This is a genomic window from Shewanella sp. 1180_01 (assembly GCF_052850535.1).
Map to the genome: position 1 here is coordinate 493,770 of NZ_VXCT01000001.1, position 20,679 is coordinate 514,448.

Sequence of the window (20,679 nt, forward strand, 5' to 3'; positions counted from 1 at the left end):
TCCCCATAAATTACAGAAAGGCGCATCTCAAACCGATGCGCCTTTTTATTTTGTTAATCGCAACAAGCGAGAAATCTGATGTTAGAAAAGATCCGCGATGGTTCGCAAGGCGTGATTGCTAAAGGCATTCTCGTACTTGTGATTTTATCTTTTGCATTTGCAGGAGTCAGCAGTTACTTAGGTTCTACAACTGATGTGCCTGCAGCAGAAGTGAACGGTGACATAATCACTAAAGCCGAGCTTGAGCAGGCTTACCAAAGCGAGCGCTCTCGTATGGAGCAACAGCTAGGTGAGATGTTTGCTGCGTTATCTGCTGACGAAAAATATCTACAAAGCATTAAGCAGAGCGTATTAGAGCGCTTAGTGGCTGACAAACTGATAGATCAAGCGGCTAAGGCTATGGGGTTGCGTGTATCTGACGAACAGATTATTGCAGCAGTGAAAACTGAACCCGCATTCCAAACCGATGGCAAATTTGATAACGATCGTTATCAGGCGATTCTACGTCAGTTAGGTTATCAACCACAGGCGTTCAGAGACATGATGCGCGTCGATATGACCCGCCGTCAGTTAACGGCTGCGCTAGTTGGTACTGAATTTGTGTTAGCTGGCGAAGCTAAGCAATTAGCTGAGTTACAAGGCCAAACCCGCGATGTGCGCTATTTAGTCGTTGATTCTGCGCCATTCTTAGCGACAGCGGTTGTGACTGACGAGCAAGTGAAAAACTATTACGACGCAAACCAAGGGCAGTTTATGAGCCCTGAAATGGTGAGCTTAGAATATGTTGAGCTGAATGCGGCTGATTTTGCTAAAAATAACCCAGTTTCAGACGAAGAAGCGCAAGCTTATTACGAAGAACATAAAGCGCAATACGTGTCTAACGAGAAGCGTCTTGCCGCACACATTCTGGTTATGCCAGGTAGCGATGAAGCTGCTGCAAAAGCCAAGGCTGAAGATTTAGCTAAGCAATTAGACAGCGGTGCCGATTTTGCTGATCTGGCTAAAGCTAACTCTGACGATACCTTGAGTGCAGAGCAGGGCGGTAAACTGGATTGGTTTGAACCAGGTGTGATGGACCCCGCTTTCGATGCTGCATTATTTGCATTGAACAAAGGCCAACATTCTGCTGTGGTTAAAACTGACTTTGGTTTCCACATTATCAAGCTATTAGATGTGCAACCTGGTGTGACTGTACCTTTTGCCGATGTAAAAGCTAAGATAGTGGCGCAATTGCAAGATAAGAAAGCGGTTGATCAATTCTATAGCTTACAAAGCAAATTGGCTGATACTAGCTATGAAGTGCCAGATACGTTATCTGAAACCGCTAAAGCTGTGGGCGTCGATATTAAGACGACTCCACTGTTCTCTCGCGATAACGTTCCTGCTGCGCTGAACAAGCCAGACTTAGTTAAAGCTGCGTTCTCTGAAACTGTTATGCTAAAAGGGTTAAACAGTGAAGTGATTGAGCTTGAACCTAACCACGTGGTGGTGGTGCGTGTGAAGGAGCATCACGATGCTGGCACTTTGGCCTTAGCGGAAGTGAAAGCTAATATCGCCGAACGTTTGAAGCAAGAACAAGCAAACGAAGCTGCCCGTGCGAAAGCACAAGAGCTGATGGCACAAGTTAAAGCCGGTGCAACGGATCTTGGTTTAGTGGCTGAAGCGAAACTAGGCCGCGGCGCGCAAGATGTTGATGCTGCGATTGTAGGCAAAGCGTTCCAAATGCCAACACCAAGCACTTCTCCAGTTGTCGATACCGTGGGTTTAGCAAATGGTTATGCCGTGGTTGCGCTAGATAAAGTCAACGCTGCTGAAGGTGTGAGTGATGAGCTGGTTAATGCGCTTAAACAACGCCTGAACGCTCAATACAGCGAAGCAGACTACCGTGGCTTGATAGATTCACTTAAAGCCAATGCCAAGGTGCTTTACCCTGTAGAAGAATAATTTAAGTGAGGATAGCGCGTTGAACTGGCTATCTTACTTGTAAAATTCGATTAAAAAGGCCAAGTGATTCCACTTGGCCTTTTTGTTTTTCAATGCGATGAAGTATGTCGATGAGTTTGAAGGTGATCTGCCACAGCAGCCCCGTCAGATTTACTCTTCCATCACATAAAGCGAGATGTTACAGGCGGCTAGTCATCAACGCCTATCATCACGCTGCTGGCTTTGATAAGTGCATAAGCCGAATCCCCCACTTTAAGCCCTAGGCGCTCGCAGGACGCTTTAGTCACCACAGAGGTCAATACGACACCTGGTGCAAGTTCGATCGTCACTTCATTGTTTACCGCGCCCATTTCTATGGATTTGATCGTGCCGCTGAGCGTATTTCTTGCGCTAATTTTCATCGTCTTTCTTTATTGAGGGAGTGATTAGTGGAAACGAGTGTAGCGCATCTTAGTGTGGGCGTTGCAAATAAAAACGCCACTAAAAAGTGGCGTTTAAGGTTGTGATAAGCAGTGATGAGCTATCGTAGTCGATTAGAGCTCGATAACGTCAAACTCAACGTATGGGTTAACGTCAGCATCGTAATCAATACCTTCGATACCAAAGCCGAATAATTTAATAAATTCAGCTTTGTATTCACGGTAATCCGTTAACTCTGACAAGTTTTCTGTGGTCACTTGTGGCCACAAATTACGGCAGTGTTGCTGAATATCTTCACGCAGTTCCCAATCGTCTAAACGGATGCGATTGTCGCTGTCGGTTTCTGGCTTAGCACCATCGGCGCGGAATAGACGCTCACTGAACATGCGATAGATTTGCTCCATACAACCTTCATGAAGACCTTCCTGACGCATTTTCTTGAATACCATAGCGATATACAAAGGCATGACTGGAATAGCCGAACTCGCTTGAGTCACAACGCTCTTCAGTACCGCGACGTTAGCGCTGCCACCAGTGGCTGAAAGTTGCTCATTTAAGGCTTTTGCTGCGCGGTCTAAATCCATCTTGGCCTTGCCAAGGGCGCCGTGCCAGTAGATTGGCCACGTCAGTTCAGTACCGATATAGCTATAGGCTACGGTTTTGCAGTTAGCCGCTAATACACCCGCTTCAGATAAGGCTTTGATCCACAGTTCCCAATCTTCGCCGCCCATCACTGTGACTGTGTCGGCAATTTCTTGCTCAGTTGCTGGCTCAACGGTGGCTTCAATGATGCAATCTTTATTGGTATCAACCGCAGTCGCAGTGTAAGTTTCACCGATTGGTTTTAACGCAGAACGGATAAGTTCACCAGAATCTGGCAGTTTGCGCACAGGTGATGCCAGTGAGTAAACGACCATGTCGATTTCACCGAGATCTTGTTTGATAAGCTCGATTACTTTTTGTTTTGCTTTATGGCTAAAGGCATCGCAGTTAATGCTCTTAGAATATAAGCCTTCAGCTTTAGCAAATTTGTCGAAAGCAGCAGAGTTGTACCAACCCGCAGTACCTGGTTTCGTTTCAGTACCTGGCTTTTCGAAGAACACGCCAATCGTTGCGGCATCGCTACCGAAAGCGGCTGCGATACGTGAAGACAGACCGTAACCGCTTGATGAACCAACCACTAATACCTTTTTCGGGCCGTTAGCAATTTTACCTTTAGCTTTGGTTAGTGTGATTTGCTCTTGAACGTTGGCTTCACAACCGACTGGGTGTGTAGTGGTACAAATGAATCCACGAATTTTTGGTTTGATAATCATGTTTAAGCTTCTTCTATCAAAATGACCAATAGGATAAATATTTCGGCGGGTAAATGGCACCTATTTTTAGCCAATTCACCTGATTATTTAAGTGGTTGGAGCAGTTTAACGTTTATGGACAAACAGACTTTGCTCTTGGATCAACCTCTGGGTATATTCATGTTGTGGCGAGTTAAATATCTGTTCTGTTGGCGCTTTCTCGACCATTACACCTTTGTGCAGCACCATAATTTTATCGCTAACATGGCGAATAATATTGAGATTATGGGATACGAAGATATAAGACAAGCCGAGGTCTTTTTGCAGTTTCAGCAGCAAATTAAGAATTTGTGAGCGTACTGAAAGGTCAAGCGCGGTTAAGGCTTCGTCGGCAATGATAATTTTAGGATTGAGCATCAAGGCTCGCGCTACCGCAACGCGTTGTTTCTGGCCTTCGGAAATCATGTGCGGATAAAACTCCGCATGCTCAGGTAATAAGCCCACTTTGCGCAATGTGTCGACCACTTGGGTGTGCCGCGATTGCGCCGACATATTGGTATTAAAACGCAGCGGTTCATCGAGTAGCTGGCCAATTGTCAAACGCGGGTTCAGTGAGGTATTCGGATCTTGGAAAATCATTCGAATCAAGCGGCATCTTTGCTTGATATCGCGGCTGTCTAAGGCTTCACCTTCGAAAAAAATCTCGCCGCCGCTGCGGGGCTCTGCACCGACTAAAATGCGGGCGAGGGTACTTTTACCCGAACCTGCTTCACCTACTATGGCTAAGGTTTCGCCGCGCTGGAGCTCGAAGGATACGGGCGCTAGTGCATCGTTATATTGGCGGGAAAAGCCCCTATAACCGGTATCGTATCTTTTATAAAGATCGTTAACTTTAAGCAGTGGGGTCGTCATTGTGGGTTTCGCCGTGATAAGGGAAATGACAGGCAAAATAGCGGTCTTTAATATGACTTAAATTTGGCTGATTAACGCATTTTTTTTGGGCTTCAGGGCAACGAGGCCCTAAACGGCAACCGATTGGCAAATGCTGTAAGGCGGGCGCAGACCCTGGAAGGGTGGGCATAATCGCCTTGTGGCCACCTGAGCCTGAATAGTCGGGCATGTTGTCAAGTAGCGCCTTAGTGTAAGGATGATAAGGCTGCTTAATCACTTCGTCTGTCGGCCCTGATTCCATAACCTGACCGCAATAAAGCACGGATAAGTGATCGCACCATTGGGCTAAGGTTTCAAGCTCGTGGCTGATCAATAGAATCGATACGTTTTGTAATTGATTTAATTGAGATAATAATCTGAATATCTGCGCTTGAGTGCTGAGCTCCATCGAGCTTGTGGGTTCGTCGGCAATCAAGAGGCGAGGCTGATTTGCAACCGCCATCGCAATCATCACTTTTTGGCATTCGCCTTCGGATAATTCCCAGGCGTAGCTAGACATGACCTGTCGTGGATTTTTAATCCCGACTTTATGCAGCCATTTTTGCGCTGTCAGCCGTGCATGTCGACGTTTTTGCCAAAAAAAGGCATTGGGATTCTTAGGCATAGCTTGCATCAGCTGACTGCCGACGGTTTGCGCCGGATCTAAGCTGCCCGATGGATCTTGGAAGATCATCGCCATGTCTGAACCCATCAGATTGCGGCGCTCTTTTGAGCTCATGGCCATCAAGTTATTGCCATCCCACATCATGCGATCGGCTGTGATGGTCCAGTTGGGACCTGGGATCCCAAGAATCGCTCTGGCTAACAAACTTCGTCCAGAGCCTGACTCACCGACTAGGCCATGAATTTCGCCGGCGTTGAGCGTTAAGCTGACTTTTTCGAGCGCCCGCACTCTACCGTGGGGCGTATCGAGTTCAATCGTGAGATTTCGTACGTCGAGTAAAGGCATAAGTTAGTTTCTGATGGGCGCAAGCGCCGACCTTAGGCCATCGCCAACCAAGTTAATGGAAAGCACACTGAAAAGAATCGCTAAGCCCGGGATAGTTACAGCCCAAGGCGCCGTTAATAAATTATCCATACCTTGGGCGACCATAGCGCCCCATTCAGGGCTTGGTGCCTGCGCGCCCAAGCTTAAAAAACCGAGGGCGGCGATATCTAAAATGGCGGCTGAAATGGCAAGCGTGGTTTGAATGATCACCACTTCCCACACGTTTGGCATTATGACATACCAAAAAATTTGCATCGAGTTCGCGCCATCTAAACGCGCCGCTGTGACGTATTCTTTTTGTAACTCTTCATGCACTGACTGGTGTATCGAGCGCACAAATTGCGGGGTTAACGCTATCCCGACGGCCCAGAACACATTTTCAAGCCCTGGCCCCATTACGGCCACCACTAAAATGGCCATCAATAACGAAGGGATTGATAACAATGCATCGAGTAAGTGCCCGAGGATACTGGATTTTAAGCCCCGCATCATGCCGGACAGTGACCCTATGATAAAGCCTGTGAATAATGCGGTGACGACGATCAGCAGCGCCATACCAAAGGTCAAGTGCGCGCCGTGTAATAATCGGCTGAAGATATCGCGGCCGAGATCGTCTGTGCCTAAAAAGTGTGCCACTGTGCCTGAGGGGTCCCAAGAGGGGGGCAATAGCAAGGCTCTTGGATCTTGTGCTTCTGGTGGGAAGGGCGCAATCATAGGGCCAAATAGCGTTAGCAAGAGTAGGAATGCAATCGTCCACAAACCTGCCAAGGCGAAAGGATTAGCCGAAAAATTAAGCCAAACCCGCATAGTCGGGGAGGCAATTTGATCTTCTTGATAAATTTTAATTGGTGGCATAAAGGTCTTTTCTGCTCAGTGGATTAAAGACTGTGTGCAGCACTTCAATCAAGATACTTAGGAAGATAATCAATAGGGCTACAGCCAGAATACCACCTTGGATGACAGTGTAGTCCCGTTGGTAAATCCCTGAAACCAGCCAAGAACCCACGCCAGGCCAAGAGAAAATCATTTCGACCACTATGGCATAACTGGCAAATGAGCCAAGCATCAACCCTAAATGTTTCAGCACAGGGATCAAGGCGTTAGGTAGGGCGTGGCGCAGTATAATAGTCCCAGTATGCATGCCTCTGGCTTCGGCGGCGCGGATAAAGGTTTGATTCATTACATTCATCATCGCCGAACGAGTGCTGCGAACCACCACAGTAAAAGGTAACACTGCGAGTGTCGTGGCAGGCAAAATGATGTGCAGCAGCGCATCTTTAAATGCCGACATGCCGTATTCAGACTCTGACAACAGGGTATCTACCAACATAAAGCCAGTGACAGGTTTGATTTCATATAACAAATTGATTTGGCCAGAAATCGGTAACCAACCGAGATCGACACCAAACCAGAGCGAAAGATAAAGACCTAACCAGAACACGGGCACAGAGTAGCCCGTTAGCGTGATCGCCATAATGGTATTTTGGGTGAGCTTATGTTGGCTCTGGGAAGCAAGCACACCTAAGGGCACACCGAAGCAAATCGCGATAATGGCCGCCATCACAGCAAGTTCGAAGGAGGCGGGTAGGACGGCGCTGAGTTCTTCGGCCACTTCTTGATGTGAGGTGACTGAAATGCCTAAATTACCGCTAAGCCTTTGTTGTAGATAAGCGATAAATTGCCACGCTTGGTTTTTATCTAATTTGTAGTCCTGCTCGATTTGAACCAGTTGGCTCGCCGTCGGTGTATGTATGCCGGTGAGTGCGTGGGTGCGATCTACCGGAAATAAGCCGGTGGCGTAAAATAAGACACCCACCATGACTAACGAGGTGGCAAGAAACAAATTGAGGCGGCGCAGTAGGTATTTAAACATTAATTCGCCTCCTCTTGTGCTTGGCTAGTGTGGGCGAAGGAAATGCCACCAAAAGGCGTGAGTTGCATGTCTTTAACATCATGGCGAGTTAACGCCACACGTTTGGCATGGGCCAGACTCAGCATAGGCACTTGTTCAGCTAAAAAGGCTTCTGCTTGTTGATAAATCACTTTACGTTCGCCCTGATCTGACACTTCCCTTGCGCTATCTAAGATGGCATCAAACTCAGGGTTACACCAGCGAGAACGATTGTTGTTAGACTGCATTGCGGCGCAGCTCAGCAATGGAGTAAAGAAGTTATCGGGATCGCTGTTATCAGCATTCCAGCCAATTAACACTGAATCATAGTCGTCGCGGCTGAGCCGCTGACTAAACACGCTCCAGTCGTAACTGACGATATTCACTTTGACGCCTATGTTGGCCAGATCCGATTGAATTAATTCGGCCGTTTTTAACGCATTGGGGTTATAGGCGCGGGCAACTGGCATAGCCCAAATATCGATACTGAGATTTTTAATGCCTGCTTCTTTTAAGAGGTCGCGCGCTTTTTGCGGATTGTAATCCACAAGCCCTTTGTTATTGTCGTAGGCCCAAGACGCTGGCGGCAGAACGCCTGTGGCTTCAATGGCGGTATTTTGATAAACCGCCCGCAGGATATTTTGTTTATCGACCGCATAGGCCAGTGCGCGGCGTACTCGGACATCATTCAGGGGCGGCTTTTGCGTATTAAAGGCCCAAAATGCTACGTTGAGTCCAGGTTGTGACTCAATATTCAATTCTTCATGTTGCTTGATAACAGGCAGCTCACCCGCTTTGGGCAGCGCAGACACACTGCAATCGCCCGCGATAAGTTTTGCGAGTCTGACGGTACTTTTGGGCGTGATATCAAATACGAGCATATCGATTTTTGCTGGTTCGCCCCAAAAGTCAGGATGACGACGATAGCGAATATATTCGTTTTTCGCGTACTGAACTAAAGTGAACGGCCCAGTGCCAATGGCAAAGTGGTCGACGTTTTCAGGATGACCCAATGCTAACTGCTGCTGCGCGTATTCATCGGATAAGATCACCGCAAAGTCGGTGGCCAGATTTGATAAAAAAGAAGCATCTTTACGGGTTAAATAAAAGACCACTTCATGATCGTTTATCTTTTCTATCCCTTTGACTTGCTCAGAAAAGCCAATACTTTGGAAGAAGGGATAACCCGTGCGGGAGACAAAATGATAAGGATGCTGGGTATCGATAATACGCTTAAAGGAGAACAACACATCGTCGGCATTGAAGGGCCGTGTTGGGGTAAACCGCTTCGAATGCTGGAACTGCACGTTTTCCCTGAGGATGAAGCGATAGCTTAAGCCATCATCGGACATAGCCCAACTCGTCGCCAAGGCAGGGACAAGCTTGCCTGACTGGGTATCATAATCCACTAAGCGACTATAAATTTGGTGCGAGGTGGCATCGATTGTCGTGCCAGACGTCACCAACTGTGGATTAAAAGACTCAGGGTTCCCTTCGGAGCAATACACCAAACCGGAAGGGAGTCGTTGGGGGCCACACGCGACCAACAACCAACTCATGCAAGAAACTGCAGTTGTTAGGCACAGGCGTCTAATTAGCACACTCATTTATAAATCATTATTTTATCGACTATGAACGGCTATTTTAGCAGTGCATCTCCCCCATGGGCAATCTGCTTATGCTTTATCAAGTAAATTGTATTTTTTAAGGATGCCACGCAGTTGGTGGTAGCTTAATCCGAGCATGTCGGCGGTTTTCTTTTGGTTGTATTGGCTGCTTGAGAGTGCTTGCTGGATAAGATCCATCTCAAACTTCTCAGTTTGCTCTTTAAAATCCAGTGGAAAATTAAAGCTATTCACTGAAGACTCAGTATTGACTGGTACTTCAGCCTCAAGTATCGGCGCAGATTGCGGCGTACCGACAACGCTTATTGGCGCGACTGAGCTGATTTGACGTTCGCGGGTCTTGATGCGCGTTTTAGGCCGATACGGTGAAGCAAAGGGATCGAGGGTGATATGGTCGATGGGGCGATTTTCACCACCATTTCGGTAAACGCTGCGCTCGACCACGTTTTTAAGTTCACGGATATTGCCCGGCCAGTCGTGGGTCATTAATTGCTCGACCGCATGGGCGCTGAATCCGCTGAATAGCTGCAGCTTTAATTGGCGCGCCATGCCAACGGCGAAGTATTCCGCCAGTGTCATTATGTCTTCTGGGCGGCAACGCAGCGGCGGCAGCGTAATCACATCGAAGGCAAGCCTATCGAGTAAGTCGGCACGAAATTCGCCTGCCTCCGCAAGCGAAGGTAAATCTTCGTTGGCGGCGCAGATTAAACGAACATCACTTTGCACGGTTTTACTGCCGCCGACTCGTTCAAATTCGCCATATTCAATGACGCGCAGGAGCTTTTCTTGGATAAGTCCTGAGGTATTGGCTAATTCGTCGAGGAATAAGGTGCCGCCGTCGGCGCGCTCAAAGCGACCTTCGTGTTTACCTTTAGCACCAGTAAAGGCACCTGACTCATGGCCAAACAATTCGCTCTCGAGTAAATTTTCACTCAAAGATGAACAGTTTAGCTTAATAAAACTTTGATCCCAGCGCTTAGACAGATAATGTAAGCGTTCGGCAATTAGCTCTTTACCTGTGCCACGTTCACCAATAATCAGTACGGGTTTAGACAGAGGCGCAATTTGCGACACATGTTCTAACACTTCGAGTAGGGCGTTGGATTGACCGATAAGGTTGTCTTGCTGAAATTTATTATCCACGATATTTTTTAGTCTTTCGCGCTAAAATTTGGTGAAAATGATAATAAGTGGCTTGAAGCGTAAAAGGAAGTAAAAGTTAAAATTTTGCTTAAGTCGTTGTATTTAAATGGGAAGTAAAAGTTGGCACGGTTAGTGTATTACCTTATAAGAGACCAACATCAATTTGAGGATAGGATTATGGGAATTTTCTCTCGTTTCGCCGATATCATTAACTCTAATATCAGCGCATTGCTGGATAAAGCCGAAGACCCAGAAAAAATGGTTCGACTGATTATCCAAGAAATGGAAGACACACTCGTTGAAGTGCGTTCTACCTCAGCTAAAGTGTTAGCTGAAAAGAAAGAGCTGCAACGTCGTATCAACCGCGTGTTAGAGCAAGTGCAAGATTGGCAAGATAAGGCTGAACTGGCACTGTCCAAAGACCGTGAAGACTTAGCGAAAGCCGCTTTAGTTGAAAAACAAAAAGCGACCGGTTTAGCAGACACGCTGAATCAAGAATTAGCCGTTATCGATGAACATATCGCACGCTTGAAAGATGAAGTGGGCATGTTGCAGGAAAAGCTGCTCGATGCAAAAGCGCGTCAAAAGACCATTATTTTGCGCACTCAAACCGCATCATCACGCTTAGAAGTGAAAAAGCAGTTAGATTCAAGCAAGATCGACAACGCTATGCTCAAGTTTGAGCAATATGAGCGCCGTGTCGAAGGCTTAGAAGCCCAAGTTGAATCTTACGATCTTGGCAGCAAAAAGACCTTAGCCGATGAGTTTGCGGCGCTAGAAGCGGAAGATTCTGTGAATGCAGAACTGGCAGCGCTAAAAGCCAAGGTAAAAGGTAAAGCGCCAACTAAGTCAAAAGAATAACAATTCAGAGGTGAGTTATGGATATGGACGTGCTAATGGCGCCGATTATTATTTTCATGGTGATAGTCGCGCCAATATGGTTAGTTCTTCATTATCGCAGTAAGCGACAAGTGAGCCAGGGACTCACTGAGGAAGAGTTTTCACAACTCAATGACTTGATATCCAAGGCCGATAAAATGGCGGCGCGTATCGAGACCTTAGAGGCCATTCTGGATACAGAATCGCCCGAATGGAGGGGGAAACATGAGAGGATCTAATGGCCGTACTTTGTACCGCATTCCCCAGTCAGGCAAAATAGCGGGTGTATGCGCAGGGATTGCCGAGTACTTTGCGATTGAAACTTGGTTAGTGCGAGTACTGGCGGTGTCTATCTTCTTACTCGGCGGCTCAGGTGTGGTATTTATCATCTATGTCGCTTTGTGGGTGATTTTAGACATCAAGCCACAGAAGTCGTACGATAGGGACGATATCGAGGTGAAGAAGAAGCCGTGGCAGTCGGGAGAACCCGCAAAGCAAGCGCTGAGCGACGTGAGTCGTCAATTTCGAAGTCTGGAAGTCAGGCTACAAAATTTAGAACGTCACGTCACCTCTGACAACTTTGATTTAAAAAGACAAATCAATAGTTTGTAACCCTTCTAAAGGGCGGCCATGTCCGCCCTTGTTGCTTAATCTCTTGTCCATTCCAGTGTATAGTCAAGATCACTTAACATAAGTTAACATCATTCGACATAAGGGAAGTCTCTATGGGAATGCTTGATGCCTCGCTCCATAAAATAACCCAAAAGGGCCAATCCCTGTTACATCGCACCGCGGACCGGCATTTACGTTTGGCCGTGACTGGGCTTTCTGGTGCGGGAAAAACCGCGTTTATCACAGGTTTAGTCAATCAGTTACTTAATTCTGGACCAGTCTCAACCTTACCCCACGCCCGCAACAACAGCGCTTTGCCATTGTGGCAGGTGAGCCGCGATCAGCGTTTGCTCGGGGTTAAGCGTGCCATGCAGCCGGATCTGGAAATCGCCAGTTTTGATTATCAAGGCGCCATGTTAGCGCTCACTTCCGAGCCTGCGACTTGGCCAGCCTCCACTCGCACTATTTCTGAATTACGCTTGGCGATTAAATACCGACCGCAAAAGGGCTTATTGGCCAAGTTTTCTGATACCGCCACACTGTATTTGGACATAGTCGATTACCCCGGCGAATGGCTACTCGATTTACCTATGCTGCGCCAAGACTTCGTTACTTGGTGCCGTGCTCAACAAGTTCGTATCGAGAATCTTAAAAGCTCACCCTTGTATGCTGAGTTTGAACAATCATTGATGTCATTGGATTTAGCCGCCAGCGCCGATGAGCAGCAATTAAAGCGGATTGCCGATCAATATCAGTTATTACTCAATGATTTAGTGCACGTGCAAGGTTATTACCAAGCGCAGCCTGGACGCATGTTATTGCCGGGTGAATGGCAGGGCGCCCCCTTATTAGCTTTTTTCCCCCTGTTATTGGTTAATGATGAAAAGTTCGCAGCGCTTTCGCAAAGCGATAAACACAGTGGATTCCATGTACTGGAAAAACGCTATCAAGAATATGTGGCTAAAGTGGTTAAGCCTTTCTATAAAAATCACTTTGCCGGTTTTGACAGGCAGTTAGTGCTAGTTGACTGTTTTAGTGCGTTGAATCGCGGTAAAAAGCAATTTGAGGATATGGGGGCGGCACTTAATGCCATTATGGAAAGTTTTCAGTTTGGCCAATCGAGCTATTTACGGCGTTTATTTGCTCCCCGCATCGACCGTTTATTGTTTGCCGCGAGCAAGGTTGACCATGTTACCCGCGATCAGCAGAGCCATGTTTTGTCCCTGCTGACTGATATGTTGAAACACAGCCAGCATTTTGCCAGTTTCGATGGTTGTAAAGTGGAGACGATGGCGATTAGCGCCATCAAAGCGACTCGCCATGGCATGGTAACGACCCAAGAGGGCGAGGTCGAAGTCGTGCAGGGGACGGGACTCAATGGTAAAGCCCTGACCTTGTTTCCAGGCGAAGTGCCCACTCGCTTACCTGAGCCTGATTTTTGGCGTGACCAAGGGTTTAACTTTGTCGGCTTTGCACCGCCGATCAATGCCAATGTTGACCCATCTCAAGTGCACTTTGACCATATTCGTCTCGATCATTTGCTGCAGTACTTACTGGGAGATAAGTTGGAATGACGTTAAAGCTATCGGAGAACGCTAATGAGCAGGCTTCTAATTCTTCTGCAAACTCATTTGCACGCTCAGTTGAACATAAGCCGCTGAAAAAGCAGCAGCTGTTTGACTCACAAGTCGTGGAGCTCAAACCCAGCAAAGAGGAACTCAAAGGGGCGAAAGCTTTTGATCCGCATACACCAGTGCAAGAAGTGGCTGCCGATATTGAGGAATTGATGGTTGAAACGCTGTCATCCCATCCTAAAATGATCGATGCTAAATCGGTATCGCCTCAACTTGTAAAATCACGCCGTTGGTCATGGCTCGCTCGTCTGGCGGTAGCGAGTTTATTGCTGCTCGTAGTGGTTCAAACAGGATTAGGATTGAGGGATGCTTGGCTTGAGAGCCCTTGGTTGTTTAGTTTTTATGGTGTGGTGCTTGGGGTCGTCAGTGCGTGGGCATTGGCGGGGGCGTTTAGTGAGTACCGCAAACTGAAGCGACTCAAACAGGTTGCCGATACCCAAGAAACTGGCGCTAGGCTGGCGCAGAGCATGCAAATGGGTGAGGCAGACAGCTTTATCGATAATATCGTTTGTCACTATGAAGACAGCCAAGGTTTGCAGCAACTTCGCCGTTCATTAAAAGATGAGCATAATGATGCCGAGAAAGTCTTGTTATTCGAGGACTTAGTGCTGACAGAGCGGGATGAACTGGCCAAAAAAGTCGTGCGACGCTATGCGGCTGAGTCGGCAGTGCTACTGGCGGCCAGTCCGTTAGCTGTGCTCGATATGGCCATTATCCTCTGGCGTAATCAACGTATGCTGCGTGATGTCGCACTCTGTTATGGCATTGAGCTGGGTTATTGGAGCCGAATTAAACTTATCCGCAGTATCATCATCAATATTATTTATGCAGGCACCAGTGAGTTAGTTACCGATTTAGGAACACAGCTGTTATCGGTTGAAATGACAGGTAAATTGTCTGCTCGCTTGGCCCAAGGCTTAGGTGGCGGTATGTTAACTGCGCGCCTTGGATATCAAGCCATGGCGCTGTGTCGGCCGATTGTGTTTAGGGAAGAGCAAAGGCCTAAATTGTCTAAAGTGCATCAGGAATTGTTGATCGAACTGAAGCAGTTTTCAGGCAAGTTGTTTACCAAGGAAGGCCGCGACGCATTAAAAGGCCAGTTCGCCGATGTTGATGACAAAGTACCTCAGTCAGCTAAAGAGAAGACTAAAGAGTAGATATTATTCAATATCAAACAATTAACCGATTTAAATCGGCCGAAAGTAGATGCGCTAATGGACTTGTTCCTTAGCGCATTTTTTTATGATTTTTTGCAGGTACCGAGTATGACCAAGTGCGGCTGGAAAATGCTATGTAACAAGTTAATTACACTTGGCGCGCTGCTATTTTCGCCACACTACTGGCTTAAGTGCTTGGCCGCGTTATGGTAGGGCTTATTCGATAGGGCTAATGTTTCATTAACTTATCTATTGGATTGTCCATAATGCGGGCATTGAGTGTTCCATACCAATAATCAATCAAGAACGGGAACCGCTCAAGGCCAATTACAAGGAGCTAGGTATGCAAGATGAGTCAGGCAAGATGTGGAAAGCGGCAACACAGGTTATTCATGGCGGCCATGAGCGTGAGGCCTTTGGCGCCTTAGTGACGCCGCTATATCAAAGTGCGACTTTTGTGTTTGAGTCCGCACAGCAAGGTGGTGAGCGATTTGCGGGTAATGAGCCGGGGTATATTTACACGCGCTTAGGGAATCCGACAACCGCCGAGCTTGAACGTAAAATGGCGATTTTAGAGGGGGCAGAAGCCGCCGCTGCAACCGCATCTGGTATGGGCGCGGTATCCGCCGCATTACTGGCTAACTTGCAGATGGGCGATCACTTAGTGGCATCCAATGCCGTATACGGTTGTACCTATGCGCTAATGACGACTCAGTTCGCTCGCTTTGGTATTGAAGTGTCCCTAGTAGACTTTTCATCGGTAGCAGAAATAGAAGCGGCGATTAAATCCAATACTAAGGTCATTTTCTGTGAAACCCCAGTGAATCCCCATTTACAGGTGTTTGATTTGGCATCAATTGCGACTATTGCCAAACGTCATCAGTTGGTCAGTATTGTCGATAATACTTTTATGACCCCATTACTGCAGAGACCGCTGGATTTTGGTATCGATTTGGTGATCCACAGTGCGACTAAATATCTAAATGGTCATGGTGATGTGATTGCGGGGATAGTGTGTGGCAGTGAAGAGCAGCTCCATAAAGTGAAGTATGAAATCTTAAAAGATATTGGCGCTGTGATATCGCCACACGATGCTTGGCTGATCTTGCGCGGCCTTAAAACCTTAGATGTACGTTTACAGCGCCATTGCGATAGTGCCCAGCGCGTGGCCGAATTTTTAGCCGAACATCCCAGTATTAACCGGGTGTATTATCCCGGACTTGCCTCTCACCAAGGGCATAAATTCATTGGTCAGCAGATGAAACGTGCCGGCGGCGTGATCGCGTTTGAACTGGCGGCAAATTTAGAGGAGGCTATGGCCTTTGTGGGGCATTTAAGCTTGTTCTCTATTGCGGTGAGCCTAGGCGATGCAGAATCCCTCATCCAACATCCAGCGTCGATGACGCACTCTCCCTATACGCCAGAGGCGAGAGCGGCGGCTGGCATTGGTGATAATCTGCTGCGAATTTCTATTGGCTTAGAAGATTGTGACGACATTATCGCCGACTTGAGTCAAGCGTTAGCGCGTTTAGCTTAACGAGTGTCACTAATTTAAACCACCAACTATTTGAATGATAAAGGGATGCGATTTAGCATCCCTTTTTCTATGGTTAGGTTTAGATTCATCGGGTTAAGAGGTGAAGTTTAGCTAGTGTGAATATTTGTGGCGCCGATTTGGTATTTCATAACAGCTTGGACTATTTTTGATTTGAGGCCACGGAAGTAGGAAGAGAGGCCGCAATTCATGGAATAGAGGAAGAGTTATGAACATCACCAAATGTATACCTGCGATTATGAGCGCCATGACATTAACGGCTTTTTTAGCAACGCCAGCAATCGCCGCAGACACCCCGACTAAAGCCGCCGCTAAAATGCAGACTCAGGCCAAAACTGAGGCGAGCGATATGGCATCGGATGCGAAGAAAGCCATGCCAGATGCTGCTCAAGTCAACATCAATACGGCTTCAGCAGAGCAGTTACAAGTGCTAAAAGGGATTGGTGCCGCTAAGGCGCAAGCGATTGTCGATTACCGAACCAAAAATGGTAAGTTCAATGCAATTGATGATTTAGCCAATGTCTCGGGTGTTGGGGCTAAGTTGATTGAGCAGAATCGTCATTTGATTAAGTTGTAATTATCTCAGGCGATGATTGAGCGTCATTATGTATTGAGTTTTACTCTTGTTGGATTTTCTTTATACCAAGTTTGACACAGTGAAACTCAGGGAAATGTCTATAAAAGTCTGCATTTGCAGGCTTTTATCATTTCAACCACTTCACTTGCTTATAGATTGTGCAGTTAGGCGGGATATTAACAGATCTTGTCGATTAGCGCTTGATCCCATAGGAGGCATGGGGGATAATCCTCGGCGTTCAAGCAAGCACTTTGGTTTATCTCTTTCAAAGCAATGCTCGAAGTTATGGTGACCCTAGGGTCCCCCCGCAATGATAACTTGTGAACTCGGCCAGGCCCGGAAGGGAGCAACCGCAGCAAGCGACTCGTGTGCCGGGGTGTCGGCTCTAGGGGAACCTCCAATTCTGCAATATCTCTGTTTTATTCTCTTTTTACTTCTCTCTATCTACTCAATTTATTTTATTCAATATACTGGCTAACTGACTATTTCTGTTTTCTGCCGTTAATCATTTATAGCGTGAATACTTTATACGCAATGGGATAATCCATTGTTTGCCTCTTTCATGCCACTGCAACGGCTAAAATGCTATGAACAATAACCCTTAGCGAGATTAACGATTGGCTTCGGCTTCTTCCTGTAATCTTTTTTGCAGATTTTGTTTAAGGAAGGCGCGGGACTTTTCGAGTGCGGTCTGGATCTCACGCTTTAATTCTTGCAGCTCGTTATAGTCTTCAAAGAAGTAGGTATCGACGAGGTGGCGTATGTAGCGCACAGGCAGTTGATTTAAGGTCACGCAACATAAGTCGGCGAGATAGTCTTCAGGAAGCTCGTCCATAAGTCCTTCATCTGACAATATTTCCATTAAAAGAACTTCGTAGTAATTACGGATTTCGAGTTGCATCGTTATGCTCCATGACGGTTTTCATTGAGTTTGCTACCACAAATGGTTTGCCGCAATAAAAAGTTGGCTGTGTCTTTGGCTTAATTGTAGTGCGTCTCTGCTGTAGCCGCCTATCACGGCAGCAATTGGAATATTTTCCGATTTTGCCATTGATAACACAGTTAAATCCCGTCTGAACAGCCCTTCTTGACTGATACTGAGCAAGCCGAGATCATCATTTTGATGGATATCGACCCCTGCATCATAAAGAATGAGATCTGGCTGATGGATGCGAATGAGTAGGGCGAGTGTTTGCTCCACGGTTTCGAGATACAGATTGTCATCGCTGCCTTTGGTTAGCTCAATATCATGGTGGGAATGCTGCTTACGACTCGGGAAGTTCTCTTTGCAGTGAATCGAGCAACTGATTATCCCTTGATGTCGCTGGCTGAGTGTCGCACTACCGTCACCTTGATGTACATCGCAATCAAAAATCAGTACCTTGTGCACTTGCTGGCTCGCGATGGCATTTTTGGCCGCGAGGATAAGATCGTTGAAAATACAATAGCCACTGCCAAAATCGTAATGGGCGTGATGATAGCCACCCGTTAGGTGCAGGCCAATACCCTGATTAATGGCCAATGAAGCTGTGAGAGTGGTGCCTGCCACAGAATGCAAGGTGCGCTCAACTAAGGCTTCACTCCACGGAAAACCAATCCGTCTAAGCGCCGCTGTTGACAAAGTGCCCGCGATAAACTGCTCTACGTACTCGCGTTGATGCACTTGCATTACATCCTGCGCTGTCATCGCCGTTGGCGTGTGGAACTGGGCTGGTGTGGCAAGCTGATTCTCGAGTAAGTACTGCCGTAAATTCGCGTACTTGGTCGTGGGGAATCTGTGGTGAGGAGGAAGCGCCAGCTTGGAATAGCTGGCGTGATAAACCAGTGGGATCAGAGTCAATATTGACTAAACCTCGTTATCGTAAGTCGTTATAGCTGTGAAATTGCCCAGCTCATAAATTCTTTACGTGTTTTCTCATCCGCTTGTAACCACCAGTATTGCAACATTTGTTGTGGATTGGCAGCTGTTGCTTTAGAAGTGTCTACAGGAGCTGTGAGTGAGGTTGCGCTAACGGTCGCCGATGTCGCCACGGGTGCTGGTGCAACTGCAACCACAGCGCCTGCTGCACCGGTTGCTGCTGCGGCAGTTCCCGATACGTCAACAGCTTGATTACCACTGAAAAGGCGAGAGACAAAGCTTTCTTCTTCTAAATTGGTATTCACCACTTGGAAATTGACGTTGCCTTTGTCGCTACGGGTCAATTTGATTTGTGGGTTTTGCGCGTAAACTTTTGGCTTTTTGACGACTTTGCCTTCGGCGGCTTGGAGGTAATATTGATAGTCGCCATCAACGTCTAAGGTCACGATGAAAGGGGCTGATTTAACAAAGGTTTGGCTATCGCTAAAATCGTCTTCTACCATCTCATGGTAACGAATGGCGATTTTATGAGTGCCGGGTGTCAATTCTAAGCTGCTTTTATGGTTGAATACGCTGGATTCGACTTTTTTACCATCGAGTGCAAGGTACTCAAAAGACATCGGAATGTTGAGATCTGCGGCGAAGGCTGAAGCAGAACCGAGTAATACTAGCAGGCTGCTGATTGGCAAAAGTGATTTCAATTGTTACTCCTTAACGATTATTACTCTGATACGGACGTTCGAATATTTGAATGCGATCTTCTATATAACTAATAGCTTGCCTGCATTTTCCTAGACGACGATGCATCAAAAGGATGTCATTTTGCAATTTTATTTTGTCAGCACTATGACAGTTTTCAAGTTTTGATTCCATTTCTTCAATTTTTTGTTCAAATTTTTTCGCCCAATTTAGGTGTTTGTTCAATTCTTCATAGATCTCGTGACTATTTTGCATCACGTTATTGGCGATCCAATCGAAACCGCTGGCTTGGTGAGACTGATTCTGACGCTCGGCAAAACGGGCGCGGCTACTGGCACGCTGTTGAGTTTTAGACTTAATGTCGATAGAGGTCGTCAGCAAGGCCCGTTTGACGGCGGTGAATCTGTCTTGGATCCGCTCGCAGCTGAGGGCAATCGTCTGGGGGGCGAGTTTGAGCTTAATTTGTTTTTCGAGCTGTATAATGCTGCTACGAATTTGTTCAATACAGGGACCGAGTTGGGCGCCGTGTTGGACAAATAGCGAGTGATTAAAGCGCTCCGTTTCTTGCAGGAGTTTGCGCTGCGGCGGCGCGAGTCGATTATCGTGCTGCAGTACTTCTTGCTCTAGCGTTTTGAGCTGATTTTTCAGCATCACCAGTAATTGTTGGGTGTTCACAACCATGCGCTCCATGCCAAATTTGCTGCAATCATTAGCACGATCAAAATAAACAGTGGACGAATAAAGGGCATGCCAAATTTAATCGCGCAGCGGGCGCCGATAAATGAGCCTAACATCATGCATAATCCCATCCACAAACCTATTTGCCACTCTACCTGCCCAAGCCAGCCAAAGATAGTCAATGCGGTCAAGTTGCTGGTGAAGGTCATTGCACGGGCGAGGCCGCAACTGTGCAGTAAAGGCAGTTTATACAAAGAGCCGGATGTGACAGTCCAAAACGCGCCAATGCCAGGGCCGGCAAAGCCATCATAAGTGCCTAAAGCGAGTCCCTGTAGCCATTGTTGCTTGGCGGGTGGTTTGCTGGTTGGGGCTTGGCAGTTAACATCTGATATCGCATTGGGGCTGATTAAACTGTAAATGGCGATGCCAATGATCAGCAGTGGCAGGACTTTTTCGAGCCATTGGGTATCGACTAAATAGACTAAGAAACTGCCCAATACGGCACCAATAAAGGTGGCAATAAAGGCCATGTACCAAAATGAGGGTTTAAAAAGGTGCTGACGATAATAGGTCCAAGCCGCCATTGAAGAGCCAAAACTGGCGGCTAACTTATTAGTACCTAATACGGTGTGCGGTGCAATGCCTAAGGTTAACAGTGCGGGGATCGACAATAGGCCACCGCCGCCAACAACGGCATCGATGAATCCAGCGATAAGACCTATAACTGCCAACAGGGCCCAATGACTGGGCTCGAGTAACAATTCCAAATTTTA

General features: G+C 47.0%; 21 protein-coding genes and 1 other RNA gene. 9 read left to right on the forward strand and 13 right to left on the reverse strand.

Going from position 1 to position 20,679, the window contains the following annotated elements:
- Positions 1 to 78: 78 nt before the first annotated feature.
- Positions 79 to 1,944, forward strand: a complete 1,866-nt coding sequence (locus FW758_RS02250) for a SurA N-terminal domain-containing protein (protein ID WP_446444521.1) — start codon at positions 79 to 81, stop codon at positions 1,942 to 1,944.
- 188 nt (positions 1,945 to 2,132) lie between these two features.
- Here FW758_RS02250 and FW758_RS02255 read toward each other — a convergent pair whose 3' ends face one another.
- The 8 genes from FW758_RS02255 to pspF form a co-directional block, all read right to left on the reverse strand.
- Positions 2,133 to 2,345, reverse strand: a complete 213-nt coding sequence (locus FW758_RS02255) for a TOBE domain-containing protein (RefSeq protein ID WP_006085368.1) — start codon at positions 2,343 to 2,345, stop codon at positions 2,133 to 2,135.
- Positions 2,346 to 2,477: 132 nt separating this feature from the next.
- Complete coding sequence (gene fabV, locus FW758_RS02260; protein ID WP_446444522.1) at positions 2,478 to 3,680, reverse strand: enoyl-ACP reductase FabV; 1,203 nt, start codon at positions 3,678 to 3,680, stop codon at positions 2,478 to 2,480.
- Positions 3,681 to 3,785: 105 nt separating this feature from the next.
- Positions 3,786 to 4,571: a peptide ABC transporter ATP-binding protein gene (locus FW758_RS02265; RefSeq protein WP_115335020.1), complete on the reverse strand. Its 786-nt coding sequence runs from the start codon at positions 4,569 to 4,571 to the stop codon at positions 3,786 to 3,788.
- Positions 4,552 to 5,559 carry a peptide ABC transporter ATP-binding protein gene (locus tag FW758_RS02270; protein WP_259573231.1) on the reverse strand — a complete coding sequence of 336 codons (1,008 nt, stop codon included), beginning with the start codon at positions 5,557 to 5,559 and terminating at the stop codon, positions 4,552 to 4,554. Before FW758_RS02270 ends, FW758_RS02265 begins: the two co-directional genes overlap by 20 nt.
- 3 nt (positions 5,560 to 5,562) lie before the next feature.
- Positions 5,563 to 6,453 (reverse strand): ABC transporter permease subunit, encoded by an 891-nt coding sequence (locus FW758_RS02275; protein WP_446444523.1) that lies wholly within the window; start codon positions 6,451 to 6,453, stop codon positions 5,563 to 5,565.
- Complete coding sequence (locus FW758_RS02280) at positions 6,440 to 7,471, reverse strand: ABC transporter permease (protein ID WP_446444524.1); 1,032 nt, start codon at positions 7,469 to 7,471, stop codon at positions 6,440 to 6,442. Before FW758_RS02280 ends, FW758_RS02275 begins: the two co-directional genes overlap by 14 nt.
- On the reverse strand, positions 7,471 to 9,096 hold the full coding sequence (sapA, locus tag FW758_RS02285; protein ID WP_446444525.1) for an ABC transporter substrate-binding protein SapA: 1,626 nt from the start codon (positions 9,094 to 9,096) through the stop codon (positions 7,471 to 7,473). Before sapA ends, FW758_RS02280 begins: the two co-directional genes overlap by 1 nt.
- A 69-nt stretch (positions 9,097 to 9,165) precedes the next feature.
- Positions 9,166 to 10,257, reverse strand: coding sequence for a phage shock protein operon transcriptional activator (pspF, locus tag FW758_RS02290; protein ID WP_446444526.1), 1,092 nt, complete (start codon positions 10,255 to 10,257; stop codon positions 9,166 to 9,168).
- 177 nt (positions 10,258 to 10,434) lie between these two features.
- On the opposite strand from pspF, the gene pspA reads away from it, so the two are divergent.
- The 8 genes from pspA to ffs all read left to right on the forward strand — a co-directional run bounded on the left by pspA (position 10,435) and on the right by ffs (position 17,063).
- Complete coding sequence (pspA, locus tag FW758_RS02295) at positions 10,435 to 11,118, forward strand: phage shock protein PspA (RefSeq protein WP_006081137.1); 684 nt, start codon at positions 10,435 to 10,437, stop codon at positions 11,116 to 11,118.
- A 17-nt stretch (positions 11,119 to 11,135) separates the two neighbouring features.
- Positions 11,136 to 11,375, forward strand: a complete 240-nt coding sequence (gene pspB / locus FW758_RS02300; RefSeq protein WP_006081138.1) for an envelope stress response membrane protein PspB — start codon at positions 11,136 to 11,138, stop codon at positions 11,373 to 11,375.
- Entirely contained in the window at positions 11,362 to 11,748 is a 387-nt protein-coding gene (pspC, locus tag FW758_RS02305; protein ID WP_063883141.1) for an envelope stress response membrane protein PspC, read from the forward strand. Before pspB ends, pspC begins: the two co-directional genes overlap by 14 nt.
- 113 nt (positions 11,749 to 11,861) lie before the next feature.
- A complete protein-coding gene (locus FW758_RS02310) occupies positions 11,862 to 13,322 on the forward strand; it encodes a YcjX family protein (RefSeq protein WP_446444527.1) in 1,461 nt (486 codons plus the stop codon).
- The gene (locus tag FW758_RS02315; RefSeq protein ID WP_446444528.1) at positions 13,319 to 14,539 is read left to right on the forward strand and encodes a TIGR01620 family protein; all 1,221 of its coding nucleotides are present in this window, start codon (positions 13,319 to 13,321) and stop codon (positions 14,537 to 14,539) included. The genes FW758_RS02310 and FW758_RS02315 overlap by 4 nt, the downstream gene beginning before the upstream one ends.
- A gap of 343 nt (positions 14,540 to 14,882) precedes the next feature.
- A complete protein-coding gene (gene megL / locus FW758_RS02320; RefSeq protein WP_446444529.1) occupies positions 14,883 to 16,076 on the forward strand; it encodes a methionine gamma-lyase in 1,194 nt (397 codons plus the stop codon).
- A gap of 226 nt (positions 16,077 to 16,302) precedes the next feature.
- Positions 16,303 to 16,671 (forward strand): ComEA family DNA-binding protein, encoded by a 369-nt coding sequence (locus tag FW758_RS02325; RefSeq protein ID WP_446444530.1) that lies wholly within the window; start codon positions 16,303 to 16,305, stop codon positions 16,669 to 16,671.
- Between the two features lie 294 nt (positions 16,672 to 16,965).
- Positions 16,966 to 17,063: signal recognition particle sRNA small type (gene ffs / locus FW758_RS02330), an RNA gene on the forward strand.
- 218 nt (positions 17,064 to 17,281) lie between these two features.
- Here the strand turns inward: ffs and FW758_RS02335 are convergent.
- From FW758_RS02335 to FW758_RS02355, 5 genes are read right to left on the reverse strand one after another with little or no spacing between them, the layout of a single operon-like run.
- Positions 17,282 to 17,572, reverse strand: coding sequence for a late competence development ComFB family protein (locus tag FW758_RS02335; RefSeq protein WP_028760452.1), 291 nt, complete (start codon positions 17,570 to 17,572; stop codon positions 17,282 to 17,284).
- A 33-nt stretch (positions 17,573 to 17,605) separates the two neighbouring features.
- Complete coding sequence (locus FW758_RS02340) at positions 17,606 to 18,511, reverse strand: histone deacetylase family protein (RefSeq protein WP_446444531.1); 906 nt, start codon at positions 18,509 to 18,511, stop codon at positions 17,606 to 17,608.
- 29 nt (positions 18,512 to 18,540) lie between these two features.
- Complete coding sequence (locus tag FW758_RS02345) at positions 18,541 to 19,230, reverse strand: DUF2057 domain-containing protein (protein WP_220776398.1); 690 nt, start codon at positions 19,228 to 19,230, stop codon at positions 18,541 to 18,543.
- Between the two features lie 10 nt (positions 19,231 to 19,240).
- Complete coding sequence (locus tag FW758_RS02350; protein WP_446444532.1) at positions 19,241 to 19,909, reverse strand: primosomal replication protein; 669 nt, start codon at positions 19,907 to 19,909, stop codon at positions 19,241 to 19,243.
- Entirely contained in the window at positions 19,900 to 20,673 is a 774-nt protein-coding gene (locus tag FW758_RS02355) for a sulfite exporter TauE/SafE family protein (protein WP_012196866.1), read from the reverse strand. Before FW758_RS02355 ends, FW758_RS02350 begins: the two co-directional genes overlap by 10 nt.
- Positions 20,674 to 20,679 lie beyond the last annotated feature (6 nt).